Annotated in this window: 16 protein-coding genes; all 16 read left to right on the forward strand. The window is 49.2% G+C overall.

Annotated elements, in window-relative coordinates; translation table 11 throughout:
* Positions 1-9: 9 nt before the first annotated feature.
* The 16 genes from KNO73_RS02700 to KNO73_RS02775 all read left to right on the forward strand — a co-directional run bounded on the left by KNO73_RS02700 (position 10) and on the right by KNO73_RS02775 (position 20,353).
* Positions 10-4,284 (forward strand): PolC-type DNA polymerase III, encoded by a 4,275-nt coding sequence (locus KNO73_RS02700; protein WP_251024824.1) that lies wholly within the window; start codon positions 10-12, stop codon positions 4,282-4,284.
* Between the two features lie 113 nt (positions 4,285-4,397).
* Positions 4,398-4,874 carry a ribosome maturation factor RimP gene (rimP, locus tag KNO73_RS02705; protein ID WP_193343250.1) on the forward strand — a complete coding sequence of 159 codons (477 nt, stop codon included), beginning with the start codon at positions 4,398-4,400 and terminating at the stop codon, positions 4,872-4,874.
* Between the two features lie 14 nt (positions 4,875-4,888).
* A complete protein-coding gene (gene nusA, locus KNO73_RS02710; protein ID WP_074037219.1) occupies positions 4,889-6,052 on the forward strand; it encodes a transcription termination factor NusA in 1,164 nt (387 codons plus the stop codon).
* On the forward strand, positions 6,049-6,324 hold the full coding sequence (gene rnpM / locus KNO73_RS02715; protein ID WP_193343251.1) for an RNase P modulator RnpM: 276 nt from the start codon (positions 6,049-6,051) through the stop codon (positions 6,322-6,324). Before nusA ends, rnpM begins: the two co-directional genes overlap by 4 nt.
* Complete coding sequence (locus tag KNO73_RS02720) at positions 6,321-6,617, forward strand: YlxQ family RNA-binding protein (RefSeq protein WP_015881428.1); 297 nt, start codon at positions 6,321-6,323, stop codon at positions 6,615-6,617. Before rnpM ends, KNO73_RS02720 begins: the two co-directional genes overlap by 4 nt.
* Before the next feature lie 21 nt (positions 6,618-6,638).
* Positions 6,639-8,864 carry a translation initiation factor IF-2 gene (gene infB, locus KNO73_RS02725; protein WP_215112007.1) on the forward strand — a complete coding sequence of 742 codons (2,226 nt, stop codon included), beginning with the start codon at positions 6,639-6,641 and terminating at the stop codon, positions 8,862-8,864.
* Between the two features lie 18 nt (positions 8,865-8,882).
* Positions 8,883-9,227 (forward strand): 30S ribosome-binding factor RbfA, encoded by a 345-nt coding sequence (gene rbfA, locus KNO73_RS02730; protein WP_159562106.1) that lies wholly within the window; start codon positions 8,883-8,885, stop codon positions 9,225-9,227.
* Positions 9,228-9,272: 45 nt separating this feature from the next.
* Complete coding sequence (truB, locus tag KNO73_RS02735; RefSeq protein ID WP_251024825.1) at positions 9,273-10,187, forward strand: tRNA pseudouridine(55) synthase TruB; 915 nt, start codon at positions 9,273-9,275, stop codon at positions 10,185-10,187.
* A gap of 16 nt (positions 10,188-10,203) precedes the next feature.
* A complete protein-coding gene (locus KNO73_RS02740) occupies positions 10,204-11,130 on the forward strand; it encodes a bifunctional riboflavin kinase/FAD synthetase (RefSeq protein ID WP_215112008.1) in 927 nt (308 codons plus the stop codon).
* A 124-nt stretch (positions 11,131-11,254) separates the two neighbouring features.
* Positions 11,255-11,524, forward strand: coding sequence for a 30S ribosomal protein S15 (gene rpsO, locus KNO73_RS02745; RefSeq protein ID WP_015881433.1), 270 nt, complete (start codon positions 11,255-11,257; stop codon positions 11,522-11,524).
* Positions 11,525-11,652: 128 nt separating this feature from the next.
* Positions 11,653-13,869 (forward strand): polyribonucleotide nucleotidyltransferase, encoded by a 2,217-nt coding sequence (pnp, locus tag KNO73_RS02750; protein ID WP_214684465.1) that lies wholly within the window; start codon positions 11,653-11,655, stop codon positions 13,867-13,869.
* 51 nt (positions 13,870-13,920) lie between these two features.
* Entirely contained in the window at positions 13,921-15,138 is a 1,218-nt protein-coding gene (locus KNO73_RS02755) for a M16 family metallopeptidase (RefSeq protein WP_214757103.1), read from the forward strand.
* Positions 15,139-15,189: 51 nt separating this feature from the next.
* On the forward strand, positions 15,190-16,683 hold the full coding sequence (locus KNO73_RS02760) for a UDP-N-acetylmuramoyl-L-alanyl-D-glutamate--2,6-diaminopimelate ligase (protein ID WP_251024826.1): 1,494 nt from the start codon (positions 15,190-15,192) through the stop codon (positions 16,681-16,683).
* A 3-nt stretch (positions 16,684-16,686) separates the two neighbouring features.
* On the forward strand, positions 16,687-17,940 hold the full coding sequence (locus KNO73_RS02765; RefSeq protein WP_214687947.1) for a lipid II:glycine glycyltransferase FemX: 1,254 nt from the start codon (positions 16,687-16,689) through the stop codon (positions 17,938-17,940).
* On the forward strand, positions 17,937-18,590 hold the full coding sequence (locus KNO73_RS02770; RefSeq protein WP_078146729.1) for a M15 family metallopeptidase: 654 nt from the start codon (positions 17,937-17,939) through the stop codon (positions 18,588-18,590). The genes KNO73_RS02765 and KNO73_RS02770 overlap by 4 nt, the downstream gene beginning before the upstream one ends.
* 95 nt (positions 18,591-18,685) lie before the next feature.
* A complete protein-coding gene (locus KNO73_RS02775; RefSeq protein ID WP_015881439.1) occupies positions 18,686-20,353 on the forward strand; it encodes a ribonuclease J in 1,668 nt (555 codons plus the stop codon).
* The last annotated feature ends 7 nt before the right edge of the window (positions 20,354-20,360 follow it).

Here is a 20,360-nt window from a genome sequence, read left to right on the forward strand (position 1 = left end):
AATCAAAAGATGCAATTATTATTAAGTGACCTTGGGATCACGACCGAGACGGACCTGTTTGATCAGGCCGAACTCTCACGGCTCGTCGTCAACAAGAAGCGACGGACGTGGACGTTTTATTTTTCATTTCCAAAAGTATTGCCATACGACGTGCATCAATTGTTCATGAGTCGATTAGAAAGCCGTTATGCGACGTTCGCGGATGAGGTGTACGCTCGGTTCTCGACAACAGCTGGTGGAAGTGAGCAAGACTATATCGACTATTGGCCGCGAATCGTCAGCGAGTTGAGCCAAGTTTCTGGTGCGATGCGCAGTTATTTCGGTTCCGTTTCGCCACGATTCGAGCAGAACAAACTCATGATCCCGGTGCGTTCCGCACCTGAGGCGAGTTATGTGGACAAAGAGCTCTGTCAAGAAGTGCAGGCGCTCTATAGTGCCTATGGGTTCACGAAAAAGCCGTGTCAGGCTCAATTTTCAGAAGACGCTGAGGCGAATCAGGCCCTTCGCGAACAGGTTGTTCAAGAAGACATCGAACAAGCGAAAATGGCACTGGCTGCTCAATTCGCCAAGGCAACAGAAACGAATGACGAACCGATCACAGAAATCCGGATGGGTGCGCTCATTAAAGATGAGATCGTCCCAATCAAGACGATTATCGAGGAAGAACGACGTGTCGCGATTCGTGGACTCGTCTTCTCGGCAGAACGGAAAGAATTGAAGAGTGGGAAGAAACTGTTCACGTTCAAGATGACGGATTACACCGACTCATTGATTGTGAAAGTATTTGCCCGCGATGACGATGACGACCGTATGCTCAGTGCCGTCAAAAAAGGCATGTGGATTCAAACAGCTGGGCGGGTCGAAGATGATTCGTTCATGCGCGAACTATGTATGATGGCATCTCAACTTCAAGAAGTGAAGGTCGAACCGCCACGTGACGAATGGGAAGGCGAGAAGCGTGTCGAACTTCACGCGCACACACAGATGAGCCAAATGGATGCCGTCACAAACGTCTCGTCGCTCGTCGCCCGTGCTGCGAAATGGGGACATCGTGCCATTGCCATCACCGACCATGCGGGAGTCCAGGCGTTCCCAGAAGCGTATTATGCCGGGAAGAAGAACGACATTAAAGTGTTATACGGAGTCGAGGCGAATGTTGTCAACGATGGTGTCCCTGTCGCCTATCATGCGACCGATGTGGCATTGGACGATGCGACATACGTCGTCTTCGACGTCGAGACGACGGGACTTTCTGCCGTCTACAATAAAATCATCGAACTCGCTGGGGTTAAAATCAAGGACGGGGAAATCATTGACCGGTTTGAGGCGTTCGCCGACCCGAAACATGCCTTGTCAGCGACCACGATTGAATTGACTGGGATCACGGATGACATGGTCCAAGGTCAACCGGACCCGGAAGTGATCACGAAACAGTTCGTCGATTGGTGTGGCGACAGCATTCTCGTCGCCCATAACGCGTCATTCGATATGGGCTTCCTTGAGGCGACTCTCCGTAGCGGAGGACATGAACCAGATAATTATCCGGTCATCGATACGCTCGAACTTGCTCGAACGTTGATGCCGACGTTGAAGAATCATCGACTCAATACACTTGCGAAGCGATTCGATATCGAACTGACACAACATCACCGTGCCATTTATGATGCGGAAGCAACAGCATATTTGCTCATGAAGCTACTCGATCTCGCTAAGCAGATGTTCGAGATGACGACACATCGCTCGTTGAACGCGAAAGTCGGGAGTGACGTATCGAAGATTCGTCCGTTTCATGCGACTATCTACGCTAAAAATAAAAAGCCAGGACTTCGTCATTTATATGAGCTCATCTCCTTATCTCACATCGATTACTTGTATCGGATGGCACGCATGCCACGTTCTGAGCTCGTGAAGCGACGGGAAGGACTGTTGATTGGTTCGGCTTGCGATAACGGGGAGATTTTTGACGCCGCCTTGAACAAGTCGGATGATGAACTCGAGAAGATGATGTCGTTTTACGACTTTATCGAGATTCATCCGCCGGCACTCTACCATCATTTAATTGATAAAGAGATTGTGGCGAATGAGTTAGAACTCCGCGAAATCATTAAGCGTATCATTCGCGTCGCCGAGAAGGCCGAGTTACCGGTTTGTGCGACAGGGAATGTGCACTATCTAGATCGGTCCGACCGGTCTTATCGCGAAATTTTGATTCGTACCCAAGGTGGGGCGAACTTTATCAATACGCGTAAAGAATTACCGCATGCGCACTTTCGGACGACGAAAGAAATGATGGAAGAGTTCAAGTTTTTAGGTGACGATTTAGCGCGTGAAATCGTCATCACGAATCCGAATGCGATTGCCGACCAGATTGAGTCGATTCAAATCATCCCGGATGATTTGTATACGCCGAAAATTGAAGGTGCGGATGATGAGGTTCGGAATATGAGCTACGACATGGCTCGCTCCATCTACGGGGACGAGCTGCCTGAGATCGTGGAGGCGCGTCTTGAGAAAGAGCTCAAGTCGATTATCGGTCACGGGTTCGCCGTCATTTACTTGATTTCGCATAAACTCGTTAAAAAATCACTCGATGATGGGTATCTGGTCGGGTCGCGTGGGTCGGTCGGTTCGAGTCTCGTCGCAACGATGACGGAGATCACCGAAGTCAACCCGCTACCACCTCACTACGTCTGTCCGAACTGTCAGCACTCACATTTCTTCAACGACGGGTCGGTCGGGTCGGGATATGACTTACCGGACAAGGAGTGCCCGGAGTGCGGCACGTGGTACAAAAAAGACGGTCATGACATTCCGTTCGAGACGTTCCTCGGTTTCAAAGGGGACAAAGTACCAGATATCGACTTGAACTTCTCAGGTGAATATCAACCGCATGCCCACGCCTATACAAAAGTGCTGTTCGGAGAAGAGTATGTGTATCGTGCCGGGACAATCGGAACGATTGCCGACAAGACGGCTTATGGATACGTGAAAGGCTATGCGACCGAGAACGATAAGATTTACCGGAACGCCGAGGTGGACCGTCTCGTGTCCGGGGTCACCGGGGTGAAACGGACGACAGGGCAACACCCAGGGGGGATCATCGTCGTACCGGACTACATGGACATCGCGGACATTTCTCCGATCCAGTATCCGGCGGATGACAATTCTTCTGAGTGGAAGACGACTCACTTTGACTTCCACTCCATCCATGACAACTTATTGAAACTCGATATTCTCGGGCATGATGACCCGACCGTCATCCGGATGTTACAGGATTTGTCTGGTATCGATCCGAAGACGATTCCGACGGATGATCCGACTGTCATGAAGATTTTTTCTTCACCAGAAGTGCTTGGGGTGACACCGGAACAGATTGAATCGAAAACCGGGACACTCGGGATTCCAGAATTCGGGACGAAGTTCGTCCGTCAGATGCTTGAAGAGACAAAACCGTCAACGTTCTCGGAACTCGTTCAAATCTCTGGTCTATCTCACGGAACAGACGTCTGGCTCGGGAACGCGAACGAATTGATTTATAACGGGACGTGCGAACTGAAAGATGTCATCGGTTGTCGAGACGACATCATGGTCTATCTGATTTATGCAGGCCTCGAACCATCATTCGCCTTTAAAATCATGGAGTCCGTCCGGAAAGGGAAAGGACTCACGGAAGAGATGGAGTCCGAGATGCGGGAGAATGACGTGCCGGAATGGTATATCTCGTCTTGTAAGAAAATCAAGTACATGTTCCCGAAAGCGCACGCGACTGCCTACGTCTTGATGGCGGTTCGGATTGCATACTTCAAAGTGCATCATCCGATTCTGTACTACGCGACGTACTTTACCGTTCGGGCGGGAGATTTTGACTTGTCCGCAATGATTAAAGGTCCTCAGGCCGTACGGAAGGCGATGTCGGATATCCGAGAAAAAGGGTTCGATGCGACGGCGAAGGATAAAGGACTGCACACGGTCCTTGAACTGGCACTCGAAATGCTCGAGCGGGGTATGAAGTTCCAAAACATCGACTTGTATCGGTCGAGTGCGACAGAGTTCTTGATTGAAGACAATACGCTGATTCCACCGTTCAACGCGGTCGATGGCCTTGGAACGAATGCGGCGAAAGCAATCGTCGAAGCGAGAGAAGAAGGACAGTTCCTTTCGAAAGAAGATTTGCGGAAACGTGCGAAACTTTCGAAAACGGTCATCGAGACACTTGATACGATGAAATGTCTCGAAGGTCTGCCTGATGAGAACCAACTCTCATTCTTTGATTTTGGGGTGTAAGTTGCGATTTATCGGGAAAATATGATATATTGGTATCGAACAAAGTTGGATACTACGACGGAAAGGAGTAGGGAACCCTACTCCTTTCTTGTATGTAAAAGCCAGAAGGAGGGATGAGAGTGTCCAAAATAACAGAAGTCGTTGAATCGATTGCGTTGCCGATCGTAGAACGGGAAAACATGGAATTGGTCGATGTGGAATTCGTTAAGGAAGGTCCAGACTGGTTCTTGCGCGTCTATATCGATAAGCCGGGGGGCGTCGATTTGGACGATTGCGTCAATATCAATGAACAGCTCTCGGAAAAACTAAACGAAACCGATCCGATTGAACAGGCTTATTATCTTGATGTCTCGAGTCCTGGTGCGGAGCGTCCGCTGAAAAAGCCGAGCGATTTTGAACGTGCGGTAGGCAAAAATGTCTACATGAAAACGTTCGCTCCGATCGATGGTGCCAAAGAGTTTGAAGGAATTTTGACGGCATATGATGGGGAAACGGTCGTGATCGAGACACGCATCAAGACAAGAAAAAAAGCGGTATCGCTACCGGTTGACAAAATTGCACAAGCCCGCTTAGCGGTCACGTTTAGTTAAGGAGAGGGAAGAAGATGGGTCCACAATTACTCACTACAATCGATCAGATTGCCAAAGAAAAAGGAATCGACAAAAATATCATTATCGATGCACTCGAACAAGCGCTCATTTCTGCGTATCGTCGCAACGTGGCGAACCCGAACGAGCACGTGAAAGTCGAGTTTGATCAGGTGACGGGGGATATCCGTGTCTACGCTTTGTTAGAAGTCGTAGAGCGCCTCACGCAACCGGACCAACAGCTCTCACTCGAAGAAGCACATGAAATCGATCCGAACTATGAGCTCGGCGATTTCCATAAAGAAGAAGTCACACCGAGTGATTTCGGACGTGTCGCGGCGATGACGGCAAAACAAGTCGTCACACAGAAGATGCGTGAAGCGGAACGCGAACGCATCTACAACCACTTCGCTGACAAAGAAGATGAAATCATGACAGGAATCGTGGAGCGTTTTGACCCACGCAACCTTTATATCGGTCTCGAAAACAACATTGAAGCTGTATTGACACCGAATGAACAGATGCCGAACGAGTCATACCAAATCCATGACCGTATCAAAGTATACGTGACAAAAGTAGATTCAACGACGAAAGGTTCAGGTGCAGCGATTCAAGTTTCGCGTACGCATCCGGGACTTTTGCGCCGCTTGTTCGAACTCGAAGTTCCTGAGATTTCAAACGGGACAGTCGACGTGATGTCAGTATCGCGTGAAGCGGGTGACCGTTCGAAAATCGCTGTACACTCGGATATCGTCGACCCGGTCGGCGCATGCGTCGGACCGAAAGGACAACGTGTTCAAACGATTGTCGACGAATTGAACGGCGAGAAAATTGATATCGTCCGCTGGTCTGAAGACCCGAAAGAGTTCGTTCGTAACGCACTCAGCCCGGCTCAGGTCGTTGCGGTATATGTCAACGAGCCAGCAAAATCGACGACAGTCGTCGTACCGGACTATCAATTGTCACTCGCAATCGGGAAACGTGGTCAAAACGCCCGTCTCGCTGCGAAATTGACAGGATGGAAAATCGACATCAAGAGTGAAACGGATGCCGAAGCACTTGATTTGTTCGATACGTTCGCTGAAAAAGTTGAATCAGAACCAGAAATTGTTCAAAATGAAGTAGAACAAGACTTATCAGATGCTACAGTTGAAACGACTGCGGTGAAAGAAGAGGAATGACCATGAAGCAAAAGAAACTTCCTTTGCGTAAGTGTGTGGTCACACAGGAAATGCTCCCGAAAAAAGAATTGATTCGTGTCGTTCGGACGCCTGAAGGTGACGTGGTCATCGATCAGACGGGTAAAGTGAACGGTCGTGGTGCTTACTTATCAAAAGATATCGAAGTCGTTCGTCAAGCAGAGAAAAAACGGACGCTCGACCATCACTTGAAAGTAAAGACGAGCGACGACTTGTATGAACAGTTGAAAGCTGTCGCAGGTGGCGAATCATGAGCCAGTGGGAATCATTGTTAGGCCTTGCTGCTCGAGCGAGGAAAGTAACGATGGGAGAAGAGTTTGTATTAAAGGATGTACGAGCAGGTCGTGCCAAGCTCGTCATTCTAGCCGGAGATGCAGGTGCCTCGACGAAAAAACGAGTCACTGACAAATGTGCGTCTTATCAAGTGCCATTGATTGAAGTGAGCGATCGCTATACAATCGGTGCCGCACTCGGTAAAGACATGCGTGTCGTCGTATCGGTGACAGAATCCGGATTTGCGAACAAGCTTAAGCAACTTCTCTCTTAACTATTAACGGAGGTGGATGCTTTGGGAAAACGCGTCTATGAATTTGCAAAAGAACAGAATGTAACGAGTAAACAAGTCATTACTCAATTAGAAAAATTGAACAAACCGGTGAAAAACCATATGGCCGTCCTCGATGAGGAAACGGTAAAACAATTGGACCGTGTGTTCAATCCTGAAAAATATCGTGCTGAAAAACAAGCGGAAGCGAAAGCGACGTCAACATCGAATGAGCCGAAGCAAGAGAAAAAAGAAGCACAAGCGTCACGTCCACAAGCGGGACAACAAAACCGTGGCGGTCAAAACAATCGCGGTGGACAAAACAATCGCGGTGGACAAAATCGTAACGATAACCGAAACAACGACCCACGCAATAAAAAACGTGGAAAAGGGAAAGGCAAAGGCAAGCCGGTAAAAGCAGCTGTGCCACAAGAAGCCGATCCAAACTCGAAGACAAGTCAGCGTAAAGCAGCACGTCTCGCGCAAGAGGCAGAGATGGGCAACGTCATCAAGTATGACGATGTACTCAGCGTGTCTGACCTTGCTTTAAAAATGAATAAAAAGCCAAATGAAATCATCATGAAGTTGATGGGTCTCGGTGTCATGGCAACCATCAACCAAACGCTTGATGATGAAACGGTTGAATTACTCGCTGCAGAATTCGGCTTTGAGGTTGAAAAAGAAGTTGTTGTCGATGAGACAGACTTTGAAACAGTTGAGATCGACTTCTCACAATATGACCTTGAAGAACGTCCAGCTGTCGTTACCATCATGGGTCACGTCGACCACGGGAAAACGACACTTCTTGACTCGATTCGTAACACGAAAGTCGTCGCAGGAGAAGCGGGCGGAATCACGCAGCACATCGGTGCTTACCAAGTTGAAGTCAACGATAAGAAAATCACATTCCTCGATACACCAGGTCACGCAGCCTTCACAACGATGCGCGCCCGCGGTGCCGAAGTGACAGATATCGCAATCATCGTCGTTGCGGCTGACGATGGCGTCATGCCACAAACAGAGGAAGCAATCTCGCACGCCAAGGCAGCGAACGTTCCAATCATCGTGGCAGTCAACAAAATGGACAAAGAAGGGGCAAACCCTGACCGTGTCAAACAAGAGTTGACAGAGTTCGGTCTCATCCCTGAAGAGTGGGGCGGCGAAACAATCTTCGTTCCGATTTCTGCTATTAAAGGCGAAGGGATCGATGAATTGCTCGAGATGATTCTCCTCGTATCTGAAGTCGAAGAATATAAATCGACACCAGACATGCCAGCTCGTGGTTCAGTCATCGAGGCGAAACTCGACAAAGGACGTGGACCGGTCGCGACACTTCTCGTTCAACACGGTACACTTCGAATCGGAGACTCAATCGTCGTCGGTAGCACATTCGGTCGTGTCCGTGCGATGGTCAACGATATCGGTCGCCGTGTGAAACAAGTCGGACCATCTACACCGATTGAAATCACTGGTTTGAACGACGTTCCACAAGCGGGTGACCAGTTCATCGTCTTCGAAGATGAGAAGAAAGCACGTGCAATCGGGGAAAAACGTTACCAACGTTACCTTGAGTCACAGCGTCGTGAGTCGGCGAAAGTAAGTCTTGATGATTTGTTCAGCCGCATTCAAGAAGGTGAAGTGAAAGACTTGAACGTCATCATCAAAGCAGACGTTCAAGGGTCAGCCGAAGCATTGGCTGGTTCACTCCGCAAGATTGATGTCGAAGGCGTCAAAGTTAACATCGTTCACCAAGGTGTCGGTGCAATCACGGAAGGTGATGTCATCCTCGCTTCAGCTGCGAATGCTGTCATCATCGGATTCAACGTCCGTCCTGATGGAAACGCACGTTCGATGGCGGAACAAGAGAACGTTGAAATGCGTCTCCACCGCATCATCTACAACGCAATCGAAGAAATCGAGAGCGCGATGAAAGGGATGCTTGACCCAGAGTTCGTGGAAGAAATCACAGGTCAAGTCGAAGTCCGTGACGTCTTCAAAGTTTCGAAAGTCGGTGCTATTGCAGGTTGTTATGTGACAGAAGGTAAAATCACACGTGACGCCGGTGTCCGTGTCATTCGTAACGGAATCGTGATTTACGAAGGTAAACTCGATACGCTTCGTCGTTTCAAAGATGACGTGAAAGAAGTGGCGACTGGTTATGAGTGTGGGATTAAAGTAGAGAAATTTGATGACATCAAAGTAGACGATGTCATTGAAGCGTTCGTCATGAAAGAAGTCGAACGTAAATAATGTGAGGAGGGATCACGTATGAAAATTCGTGCCCAACGTGTTGCCGAGCAAATGCGTAAAGAAATAACAGATGTCTTGTTACGGGAAGTCAGTGACCCGCGTACAAAAAACGCTACGATTACGAGCGTTGATGTGACAGGTGACTTACAGCAAGCAACAGTCTATTATACGGTGCTTGGTGATGAGGAAGATGTGAAAGCAGAAACGCAAGCTGGTCTCGATAAGGCGAAAGGGTTTATCCGTCGCGAAATCGGGAATCGCATCCGTCTTCGTAAAACACCAGAGATCTCGTTTGAATATGATTCTTCAGTCGCATATGGTAGCCATATCGATTCGTTGATTCGTGATTTGAACAAAGATTAATAATTTGAAAGGGGAGACGTCGTTCTCCCTTTTTTATATGGAGGGATGAAATTGGAACCGAACGGAGTGCTCGTACTCGATAAAGATGCTGGCATGACGAGTCATGACTGCGTATTTAAATTACGAAAATTGTTCCAGACGAAAAAGGTCGGTCACACAGGTACGCTTGACCCGGAAGTGACAGGCGTATTGCCCATCTGTTTAGGGCGCGCCACAAAGTTATCGCGTTTTATCACAGATGAAGGGAAGCGTTACGTGGCCGAGGTGACGATTGGTACCGCCACGATGACCGAGGACGCGCATGGCGAGGTCGTCACGCAGAAGTCAGTCACACCGAACGATTTGGATGCAACCCAGATTGACGAGGCGATGCGCCAATTGACAGGAATGATTGAACAAATCCCGCCGTACTACTCGGCGGTCAAAGTAAACGGGAAAAAGTTGTACGAGTATGCTCGGAAAGGGCAGACCGTCGAACGACCTCGGCGGACGGTCGAGATTCTTCGTCTGGAGCGGACGAGTGAATTGATATTCGAAGCGGACGTCTGTCGATTCCGAATGGAAATCGACTGTGGGAAAGGGACGTATATTCGAACGCTCGCCGTTCAGATTGGGGAGAAACTCGGTTACCCTGCCCATATGAGCGAACTCAGACGGACGAGCTCAGGAACGTTTGATGAAGCGACCGCGGTAACACTCGGAACGCTTCAAACACTTGAAACGGTCGAGGAGCGAATGGCGTATGTCATTCCTCTCGAAGATGTGATCAAACGCTGGCCAATGATCACCATTCCAAAGAATCGGGAACGCTATATTCGCAACGGCGGGAAACTGAACGGCGTTTCGCTCGAATTTGAGTTATTTACTGTCTATAATGAAGAAGGAATCCCTCTTGCTTTATATCGAAGACAAGAAGGAACGACAGACGCTACAGTCGAGGTCATGTTGGCTATCGACTAAGGGGGAATTTGACAGTATGGAAACAAGACATCTCACTTATCCAGAAACACCCGACGTGTATCCGTCCATTATGGTACTCGGTTTCTTCGACGGTGTTCATAAAGGGCATCAAGCTGTAATCCATCATGCCAAACGGGTGGCAGCGGAGCACAACCTGCCGGTGACGGTCGTCACGTTCGATCCTCATCCGAAACAAGTACTCTCCAATAAACCGGATGCGGTCCGCTATATTACACCGCTGTCCCGGAAACTGAAGCGCATCGAAGCGCTCGGGGTAGAGCGTTGCCTCGTCTTGACATTCACAAAAGAATTGGCCAATTTGTCCCCGCAACAGTTTGTCGATGATTATTTGATCGGTGCCGGAGCCGTGCACGTGACAGCTGGTTTTGATTACTCTTATGGAAAGTTTGGAGAAGGGACGATGGAGACACTTCCATACCATGCGCGTGACCAATTCACGACGTCTGTCGTCACAGAGCAGACGATGGATGGGGAAAAAGTGTCATCTACCCGCATCCGTAAACTCTTGGCAGAGGGACAGGTCGATGCCGCACATGAACTCCTCGGTACGCCATACGTGATCTGTGGCGAAGTCATTCACGGTGATGCGAGAGGGCGTACCATCGGTTTCCCGACTGCGAACGTGTTGATGGACGCTTCATACGTCATGCCACGATTAGGTGTTTACGCGACTCGCGTCACGCTCCCGGACGGACGGACGTTCCGTGCGATGACGAATGTTGGACGTCGTCCGACGTTTTATGAGACGGGATCGGTCTCGGTTGAAAGCCATCTCTTCGACTTCTCAGAGGATTTATATGGACAAGTCATCGAAATCGAGTGGATCCAATATATTCGGAACGAGCGCGCGTTCGACGGGTTGGATGCGCTAGTCGCTCAACTGAAAGAAGATGAGGTGGCAGCCCGCTCAATCCTATCTTGACTTTCAAGAGCGGGTACGCTATCCTTGTCAAGTACGCAAAGTACACCGCTTCGCTTGGCTGGTCGATTCACCAACGCCGGCTCGGCAACGCGGCAATTTTTCATTAAATGGAGGTGGAGAGGCAATGGCACTCTCAAAAGAACGTAAAAACGAAATTATCGCGGAATACGCGACAAAACAAGGTGACACAGGTTCACCAGAAGTACAAGTGGCTGTGTTGACTGAACAAATCAACACATTGAACGACCACCTTCGTACACACAAGAAAGACCACCACTCACGTCGCGGTCTCTTGAAAATGGTTGGACGTCGTCGTAACTTGCTTACGTACCTTCGTAACAAGGACGTTACACGTTACCGTGAATTGATTCAACGCCTCGGTCTCCGTCGTTAATCGATCGAGACTGTTTAACGGGCTGGGACAACGTCCTAGTCCGTTTCTTCTTTTTTAAGGAAAATGATTAGACATTCGTTGGAATGAGTTACATAATAAACTAGATAAGGTTTGAGAGGAGAATGTACATGTTAGGTACGAAACAAGTATTCTCTACAGAGTGGGGCGGACGCCCATTGTCTGTAGAGGTCGGCCAACTTGCGAAGCAAGCAAACGGTTCGGCACTCGTGCGTTATGGAGATACGGTTGTCCTTGCGACAGTGACGGCTTCAAAAGCACCAAAAGATTTAGACTTCTTCCCGTTGACGGTCAACTATGAGGAGAAACTTTACTCGGTCGGTAAAATTCCAGGTGGTTTCCTTCGTCGTGAAGGTCGCCCGGGTGAAAACGCGATTTTGACATCACGTCTCATCGACCGCCCGATTCGTCCACTCTTCCCAGACGGATTCCGTCATGATATTCAAGTCATGATTTACGTCATGTCAAACGACCCAGATTGCTCGGCTGAAATGGCAGGTATGCTCGGAACGTCGATCGCGCTCTCGATTTCTGACGTACCGTTTGACGGTCCAATCGCTGGCGTGACAGTCGGCCGTGTGGACGGCGAATTCGTCATCAACCCGACGACGGCTCAGTTGGAGAAAACGGACCTTGAACTTCAAGTTGCAGGGACATCGACAGCCATCAACATGGTTGAAGCAGGTGCGAACGAAGTACCTGAGGACGTCATGCTCGAGTCGATCTTGTTTGGACATGAAGAAATCAAGCGTTTGATTGCATTCCAACAAGAAATCGTAGAAGCTGTCGGAAAACCTAAATTCGAATACACGGTCTCGAAATACGATGAGGCACTTACTGCTGAACTCGAAGCAGCCCGTCCTGAAATCGTAGAAGCGGTTCAAGTGGAAGAGAAACACGCTCGTGACGAAGCCATCAACGAAGTGATTGCGAAGTATGTCGCGATGTATGAAGCGCGTCTTGCGGATGACCCTTCAAAACTCGGCGAAGTTTCAGGCATCTTGAACAAGTTCGTCAAAGATGAAGTCCGTCGCTTGATCACGGTCGAAAAAGTCCGCCCAGACGGACGTCGTCCAGACGTGATTCGCCCGCTCGCATCAGAAGTCGGATTACTCCCACGTGCACACGGTGTCGGTCTCTTCACACGAGGTCAAACACAAGTCATGTCTGTTGCGACACTCGGTGTCATCGGAGACGCACAAATCATCGATGGAATCGGTCTTGAAGAGAACAAGCGCTTTATGCACCACTATAACTTCCCGCCGTTCTCAGTCGGTGAAGCTCGTCCGGTCCGTGCGCCAGGTCGTCGTGAGATCGGTCACGGAGCACTCGGTGAGCGTGCGCTTCTTCCAATTATTCCGAAAGAAGCAGACTTCCCATACACGATTCGTCTCGTTTCGGAAGTACTCGAATCAAACGGTTCAAGTTCACAAGCTTCGATTTGTGGGTCGACACTCGCATTGATGGATGCAGGTGTGCCAATCAAAGCGCCAGTCGCCGGGATTGCCATGGGTCTTATCATGGAAGGTGAACACTACACGGTCTTGACAGATATTCAAGGACTTGAAGACCACCTTGGGGATATGGACTTCAAAGTAGCTGGAACGAAAGACGGGATCACTGCCCTTCAAATGGATATCAAGATTGCCGGAATCACGCGTGAAATTCTAGAAGAAGCGCTTGAACAGGCACGTGTCGGTCGTTTGCACATTCTTGACCACATGCTTGAGACGTTGGATACACCACGTACACAATTGTCGAAATACGCACCGAAGATTGTGACGATGACAATCAATCCGGATAAAATCCGCGACGTCATCGGACCAGGTGGGAAGATGATCAACAGCATCATCGACCAAACGGGCGTCAAGATCGACATCGAACAAGACGGTACGGTCTTCATCGCCTCGACGGATCAAGAAGGAATCGATCTTGCCATGTCTATGATCGGTGACATTGTCCGTGAAGTCGTCGTCGGTGAAGTATACGATGCTACCGTACGTCGTATCGAGAAATTCGGCGCGTTCGTCGAGTTGTTCAAAGGGAAAGATGCGCTCGTACACGTATCCGAATTCAGCCTTGAGCGTGTCGCGAACGTCGAGGATGTTGTGAAGCTTGGCGATTCGATTCAAGTCAAAGTCACTGAAATCGATGACAAAGGTCGTGTCAACGCATCACGAAAAGCGCTCATCTTAGAAGGATTGTCTCCTGAAGAGCGTGAGGCATACGAAGCGAAACGGAAGGCAGCACGTGAAAGCCGCCCACCTCGCGATAGCCGTCCGCCACGTCGTGACGGGGACCGTCGTCCACCGCGCTCGACAAATTAATTATTCTGGCCATCGTCTTGGTGCGATGGCCTTTTTCATAGGAGTGAGAATATGGAATGGATGACATTAGAGAACGGTGTCCGAATCATCATCGAACCAATCGAAGGTTCGCTTAGCACCTCGACCGGGGTATTCATTAAAGCAGGGACACGTACAGAGACGTTTGAGAACATCGGCATCAGTCATTTGATTGAACATATGCTGTTTAAAGGGACAGCATCGAAAAGCGCGAAAGAGATTGCTTCCTTTTTCGATGAGCTCGGTGGAAGCGTCAACGCCTTCACCTCGAAAGACCATACATGCTTTTATGTGAAGACGCTCGATGAACACGCGGTCATGGCGCTCGACGTCCTGACAGACATGCTGTTTGAGTCAGTAATCGATATGCAGGAGTTGGAGAAAGAAAAGCGTGTCGTTGTGGAAGAGATTAAAATGTATGAGGACACGCCGGAAGATCTCGTTCACGAACTATTGGCCATTGCGGCGTATCGAGACGATATACTTGCCCAACCGATTTTAGGGACGGAGGAGAGTGTCAATCGATTGACGCGGGACCAGCTCGTCGAATACTTACAGGAACAGTATACGGCCGAGCAGATTGTCGTCTCGATCGCAGGTCATGTTTCTGAAGAATTGATCCAGGCGGTAAAACGTAGGTTTGCCCACATCCCTTCTAGGGAATCGTCGAAAGAAATCAATCAACCGGAACTGTTCCATGACACATTGACGAAACATAAGGAAACGGAGCAAGCCCACCTCTGTTGGAACTACGAAGCGATTCCGGCGACGGACGATCGATTGCCTCATTTGGCATTGATGAACAACGCAATCGGCGCGACGATGTCTTCGCGTTTGTTCCAGTCCATCCGTGAAGAAGAGGGCTTGGCTTATTCCATTTACTCCTATTACACGACGTTTTCCGATCACGGTACGTTTACCATATACGTCGGTACGTCGCCAGATACGTTGGAACAAGTCGAAGTCATCCTAGAGAGAGAGATGAAGCGACTTGTCGCCGACGGTTTGACTGCTGAGGAAGTAGACAAAGGCAAGCGACAATTGAAAGGGTCGATCGCTCTTGGGAATGAAAGTTCGAGTGCCCGTATGAACCGGAACGGACGGAACTTGCTACTTCTCGATGAAGTCGAGCCGATAGAACAAGTGATTGCGAAAGTAGAACGGATTGAACGCGATGAGGTCAATGAATTGATTCGTGAGGTGTTGAGCCATCGCCCAGCGAAGTCATATGTCCTCCCAAACGAAGCGTGACTTGAAACCGAATTGTAAGTTCTCTACACTGATTAAGAGGTATTCTTTAGTTTGGATAGGATACAGGTGAAAGAAGGGAAAGACTTGAACTTAACGGATTTAGTGAAGACGATACAATTAATTAATCAACCAAATCTAGAAGGCATCGTCGTGACGCATGTGACGACGGACTCGCGAGAAGTTGTGCCGGGAACGCTGTTTGTCGCCATCAAAGGCTATACGGTGGATGGGCATGAATATGCGGCGCAAGCGGTAGAGCGAGGCGCGGTGGCAGTCGTTAGCGAACGACCGATCGACCTGTCAGTGCCAAACCTGATTGTACGTGACAGCTCGCGTTCGATCGGGTTGTTGGCTTCGGCCTTTTATGCGTATCCATCTGAACAGATGCGACTGTTCGGAATCACGGGAACGAATGGAAAAACGACGACGACGACGATTTTACGAGACGTCCTCGATGTCCTCGGGCATTCGACCGGTTTGATTGGGACCGTTGAAGTACGTATCAACGACAAAAACGTCCCAAGTAAAAATACGACGCCTCAAAGTTCAGAACTTCAACAGTTGTTGGCACAAATGCGAGATGAAGGCGTGACGGACGTGATGATGGAAGTGTCCTCACACGGTCTTGAGCTCGGACGTGTCATCGGAACTGATTTTGACATCGTTGGCTTCACGAACTTGACGCACGATCACCTAGATTTTCATGGGACGTTCGAAAACTATGCACGTGCAAAAGGATTATTGTTCGCTCAACTCGGTCAAATGGCCTCACGTGGGAAAGTCGCCGTCTTGAACGCGGACGATGCACAAACGCCTCTTTATGAGACGATGACCGGTGCGAAAGTAATAACGTATGGGATTGATGCGCAAGCAGACCTGATGGCAACGGACATTGAACAGACGTTGTCTCAAACGAGCTTTACATTGAATTACCAAGGCGCGAAACTTCCGGTGACGGTTCAATTCATCGGTCGTTTCAACGTGTACAATCTATTGTTGGCGACGGGTTGTCTTCTCGCTGCCGGTTATTCACTTGAACGAATTGCCAAAGCACTCGAGATGATTCATCCGGCCAAGGGACGGATGCAACGTTTAGACGTCCCAGGTTACAACGTATATGCGGACTACGCCCACACGCCGGATGGCATCGAACAGTGTCTGAAGTCGCTCGTCGGCGTACCGAAAGAGAATATTATCTTTTTGATTGGGACAGGTGGGAACCGTGACGTCACAAAACGTCCGGCAATGGGTGAGATGGCGTCGACTTATGCCGGTACCGTCATCATTACGACGGATGATCCGCGATTCGAAGCGTATGAATCCATTACAAAAGGGATTGCAGCCGGGATGACTCATGACAACTTTGTTGAAATCGGGGATCGAGAAGAAGCGGTCCGTTATGCGGCCCGTCTAGCGAAACCGGACAACATCATCGTGTTAGCAGGGAAAGGGCACGAGAAGTATCAAATTATCGGAAATGAAAAATTGCCGCTCGATGAAGAGGCAATCGTTCGAGCGACCATTTTGAATACGGAGGAAGCATGATTTATGGCAGTACAACCAATTACGTTGACAGAAAAAGAGCATGACGACTTCGTCAAAACACACGACCGTGGGGATTTGTTGCAACTATCGAGTTGGGGAGATGTGAAGCGCCAAAATGGTTGGACGTCAGAACGTGTAGCGGTCGCGCAAGACGGTGTGACGTCCGGTGTCGCTTTACTTTTATTCAAACGTGTCCCGAAATTACCATACACATTGTGCTATGCCCCACGCGGGTTTGTCGTGGACTACGACGACTTGGCATCGCTACAGGCGCTCGTGAAAGAAGCGACGCGTGTCGCGACGGCACATAAAGCCATCGTCGTAAAAATTGATCCAAACATCGACCGCGATGAATTGCCAGGACTATTGACCGAAATGGCTGCCATCGGGTTTAAACATAAGGGATACGGCGGTGGCTTTGACTACGCCCAACCTCGTTTTACAATGGAAACGGATTTGCGCCCGAGTGAGAAGGATATTTTTGCGAAATTCCATCATAAGTTCCGCTACAATGTCCGTCTCGCGGAGAAAAAAGGAATCGTCTGCAAAGAGGTCGGTCGTGACGGACTCAAAACGTTCGCCGATTTGATGAAAGTGACAGGGGAGCGTGACGGATTCGCTACGCGAGGGCTCGATTATTTTGAGAACCTATACGATTGTCTGCAACCGAACGATGCCCGTCTCTTCTTGACAACGCTCGAACCGAAAATCGCACTCGAACAGCAACAGGCGACGCTAGAAAAAGCGAAGAAAGAGTTGGCGAAGATTGAACGGGGCCTTGAGAAAGAAACGATTGAAAAGAAACGTAACAGCCTTTTGAACCGCAAGGAACAGACGGAGGCACAAATTCAAAAAGCGGAGCAAGCCCTCCCTGAGCTCGTCGAACTCGATCAGACCTATCCGAACGGGCTCGTCTTATCAGGTGGTCTGTTGACACTCGCAGGACGGCGCTCTTATTACTTATACGGAGCCTCGTCAAATGAATTCCGTGAATTTATGCCGAACCACTTGATGCAATGGACGATGATGCAGGCGGCCAAAGCGAGTGGCGCCGAGCGATACGACTTCGGCGGGGTATCAGGAAGTACGGACCCGGATGATGAATATGCTGGTCTTTACGCATTCAAATCGGGATGGGGAAGCGACATGATTGAAAAGGTCGGGGAATTCGACCTCGTCTTGAATCGTCCTTTGTATATGGCACTCGAAAAAGGGTTGCCACTCTTAAAAGGACTGCGTAAACGGTTAAGAAGATGAGATGGACAGGCGTGTTATCTCTTGCGATGGTCGCCTTTCTGATTGGCATTACGCTCGCTTACTTTTATATGCAACCGGAACCGGTGCCTTGGGTAGACGAGCCGACGTTCGAAGCGGATATGTGTGTGCGGGACGTGGAGAAAGAGGATGCGATCTTGGTAAGGACGAAGATTGATTTTGATCGGTTGCATCCGTTAGTCGCCAATCGAGGAGAATCGTTCATTCGATTGGCCCATTCTTGTCTAGACCTCGAAGTGCGCCTCACTTCAGGATACCGTTCTGCCAAGGAACAGAATGCGCTTTATGCGCAAGGGCGGTCTGAACCCGGGCAAGTGGTGACCAATGCGAAGGCGGGTCAGAGCTATCATAACTATGGTCTTGCTGTCGATTTCGTTATCATCCATAACAACAAGACCGACTATGACCTGAATACGGATCGTAATCGGAATGACATTCCTGACTGGCAAGAACTCGGGGAGTTAGGAAAGGCGCTCGGCTTTGAATGGGGCGGAGACTGGAACTCATTCCCGGACTATCCTCACCTCCAAATGGACTTCGGCTTGTCGATTCGTCAACTTGTTGCAGGGAAACGACCTGACGAAAAAGAGACGGCACCGCTTGCCGATGCACTAAAACCTCTATTAGATTAGACGGAAATGTTGGCAATGAAGCCGTTTTCCGCTACAATATTCAGTAGCGATAAGGGGACGAAACAGAATATGAATCATTTAGGAGGTTTTTGTTAGTGTCAAAAAAGAAGACAGAGAATATTAGCGTCTTTGCGCTTGGAGGCGTAGGCGAAATCGGGAAGAACATGTACGTCGTGGAACTAGACGACGACATCTTCGTCATCGATGCCGGTCTAATGTTTCCAGGCGATGAGATGCTCGGGATTGATATCGTCATCCCAGACATCACATACTTAAAAGAAAATAAAGATCGTGTACGGGCGATTTTCATCACCCATGGTCACGAAGACCATATCGGTGGACTCAGCTACGTCCTACGCGACTTGAAGCACGTCCCAGTATACGGGACGAAATTGACCCTCGGGTTGATTGAATTGAAATTAAAAGAGGCCGGTTTGTTGAAAGAAGTCGACCTTCGCATGATTGATGCCAAAACGAAATTGACTATCGCTGATCATTTCATCACGTTTTTCCGCGTCAATCACTCGATTCCCGACTGTGTCGGCGTCTGTATTCAAACGTCTCAAGGTGCGATCGTCCATACCGGAGATTTCAAGTTTGATTACACGCCTGTCGATGGTAAACAATCCGACTTCAATAAGTTAGCGGCAATCGGACAACGTGGTGTACTTGCACTTCTTTCCGACTCGACGAACGCCGAGCGACCGGGGCAAACCGGTTCAGAGTCAATCGTCGGAGCTGAATTGAACGATGTCATTTATCAAGCGGAAGGTCGGGTTATCGTGGCATCATTCGCCTCGAACGTCCATCGCTTGCAACAAGTATTTGCAGCAGCGGAAGCGAATGATCGTAAAGTCGCGGTCGTCGGTCGTAGTATGGTCAACATCGTCGAAGTTGCGCAAAAATTAAACTACTTGCGCTTCAAGGCGAAGACTCTCGTTGAGTTGTCCCAAGTTAACCGTCTACCGGATAACAAGGTCGTCATTTTAACGACAGGTTCGCAAGGGGAGCCGATGGCGGCGTTGACTCGCATGGCACGTAATGCCCACAAGCAAGTCAACATTCGATTGAATGACACGGTCGTCATTGCGGCGACTCCGATTCCAGGGAATGAGAAGTCGGTTTCTAAAACGATTGACTTATTGTTCCGTTCGGGTGCGAACGTCATTTATAATCAGCGAAAAGTCCACGTATCTGGACACGGATCGGCAGAAGAATTGAAGCTGATGCTCAACCTCGTTAAACCGAAGTACTTCTTACCGATTCACGGGGAATACCGGATGCAGATGGCACACTCGAAACTCGCTGAACAAGTGGGCGTCAAACCAAACAACATCTTCATCGTTGAAAAAGGTGACGTCGTCGAGTTCACGGGTCGAAAGGCCCGCATGAGCCGAAAAGTTCCTGCAGGAAACGTCTTGATTGACGGAATCGGCGTCGGGGACGTTGGAAACATCGTCTTACGGGACCGTCGTTTGTTGTCACAGGATGGGGTTGTCCTTTGCGTGGTCACGTTGAATCGCAAACAGAAGAAATTGATTTCAGGACCTGAACTCATCTCACGTGGTTTCGTATATATGCGTGAATCGGAGGAGATGATTTCAGAGGCAAACCGTATTGTCACGAAACAGATTGAAAAGAGTCTGCAGGCTGGCAGTGATTGGACCGAATTGAAATCAAATATCCGCGAGCGACTGAGCGTCTTCTTATTCGAGCAGACGAAACGTCGTCCGATGATCTTGCCGATCATCATGGAGATTTAATGGAATG

It is taken from the genome of Exiguobacterium sp. s83 (assembly GCF_018617095.1).
Classification (GTDB): domain Bacteria; phylum Bacillota; class Bacilli; order Exiguobacteriales; family Exiguobacteriaceae; genus Exiguobacterium; species Exiguobacterium profundum.

What these genes read in the sequence shown, in the direction of transcription:
- KNO73_RS02700 (WP_251024824.1), top strand. Translation starts at nt 10, where the DNA reads ATGCAATTATTATTAAGTGACCTTGGGATCACGACCGAGACGGACCTG.
- rpsO (WP_015881433.1), top strand. Translation starts at nt 11,255, where the DNA reads ATGGCACTCTCAAAAGAACGTAAAAACGAAATTATCGCGGAATACGCG.
- rnpM (WP_193343251.1), top strand. Translation starts at nt 6,049, where the DNA reads ATGACCATGAAGCAAAAGAAACTTCCTTTGCGTAAGTGTGTGGTCACA.
- rimP (WP_193343250.1), top strand. Translation starts at nt 4,398, where the DNA reads ATGAGAGTGTCCAAAATAACAGAAGTCGTTGAATCGATTGCGTTGCCG.
- pnp (WP_214684465.1), top strand. Translation starts at nt 11,653, where the DNA reads ATGTTAGGTACGAAACAAGTATTCTCTACAGAGTGGGGCGGACGCCCA.
- KNO73_RS02765 (WP_214687947.1), top strand. Translation starts at nt 16,687, where the DNA reads ATGGCAGTACAACCAATTACGTTGACAGAAAAAGAGCATGACGACTTC.
- nusA (WP_074037219.1), top strand. Translation starts at nt 4,889, where the DNA reads ATGGGTCCACAATTACTCACTACAATCGATCAGATTGCCAAAGAAAAA.
- KNO73_RS02770 (WP_078146729.1), top strand. Translation starts at nt 17,937, where the DNA reads ATGAGATGGACAGGCGTGTTATCTCTTGCGATGGTCGCCTTTCTGATT.
- KNO73_RS02755 (WP_214757103.1), top strand. Translation starts at nt 13,921, where the DNA reads ATGGAATGGATGACATTAGAGAACGGTGTCCGAATCATCATCGAACCA.
- KNO73_RS02740 (WP_215112008.1), top strand. Translation starts at nt 10,204, where the DNA reads ATGGAAACAAGACATCTCACTTATCCAGAAACACCCGACGTGTATCCG.
- rbfA (WP_159562106.1), top strand. Translation starts at nt 8,883, where the DNA reads ATGAAAATTCGTGCCCAACGTGTTGCCGAGCAAATGCGTAAAGAAATA.
- KNO73_RS02720 (WP_015881428.1), top strand. Translation starts at nt 6,321, where the DNA reads ATGAGCCAGTGGGAATCATTGTTAGGCCTTGCTGCTCGAGCGAGGAAA.
- truB (WP_251024825.1), top strand. Translation starts at nt 9,273, where the DNA reads ATGAAATTGGAACCGAACGGAGTGCTCGTACTCGATAAAGATGCTGGC.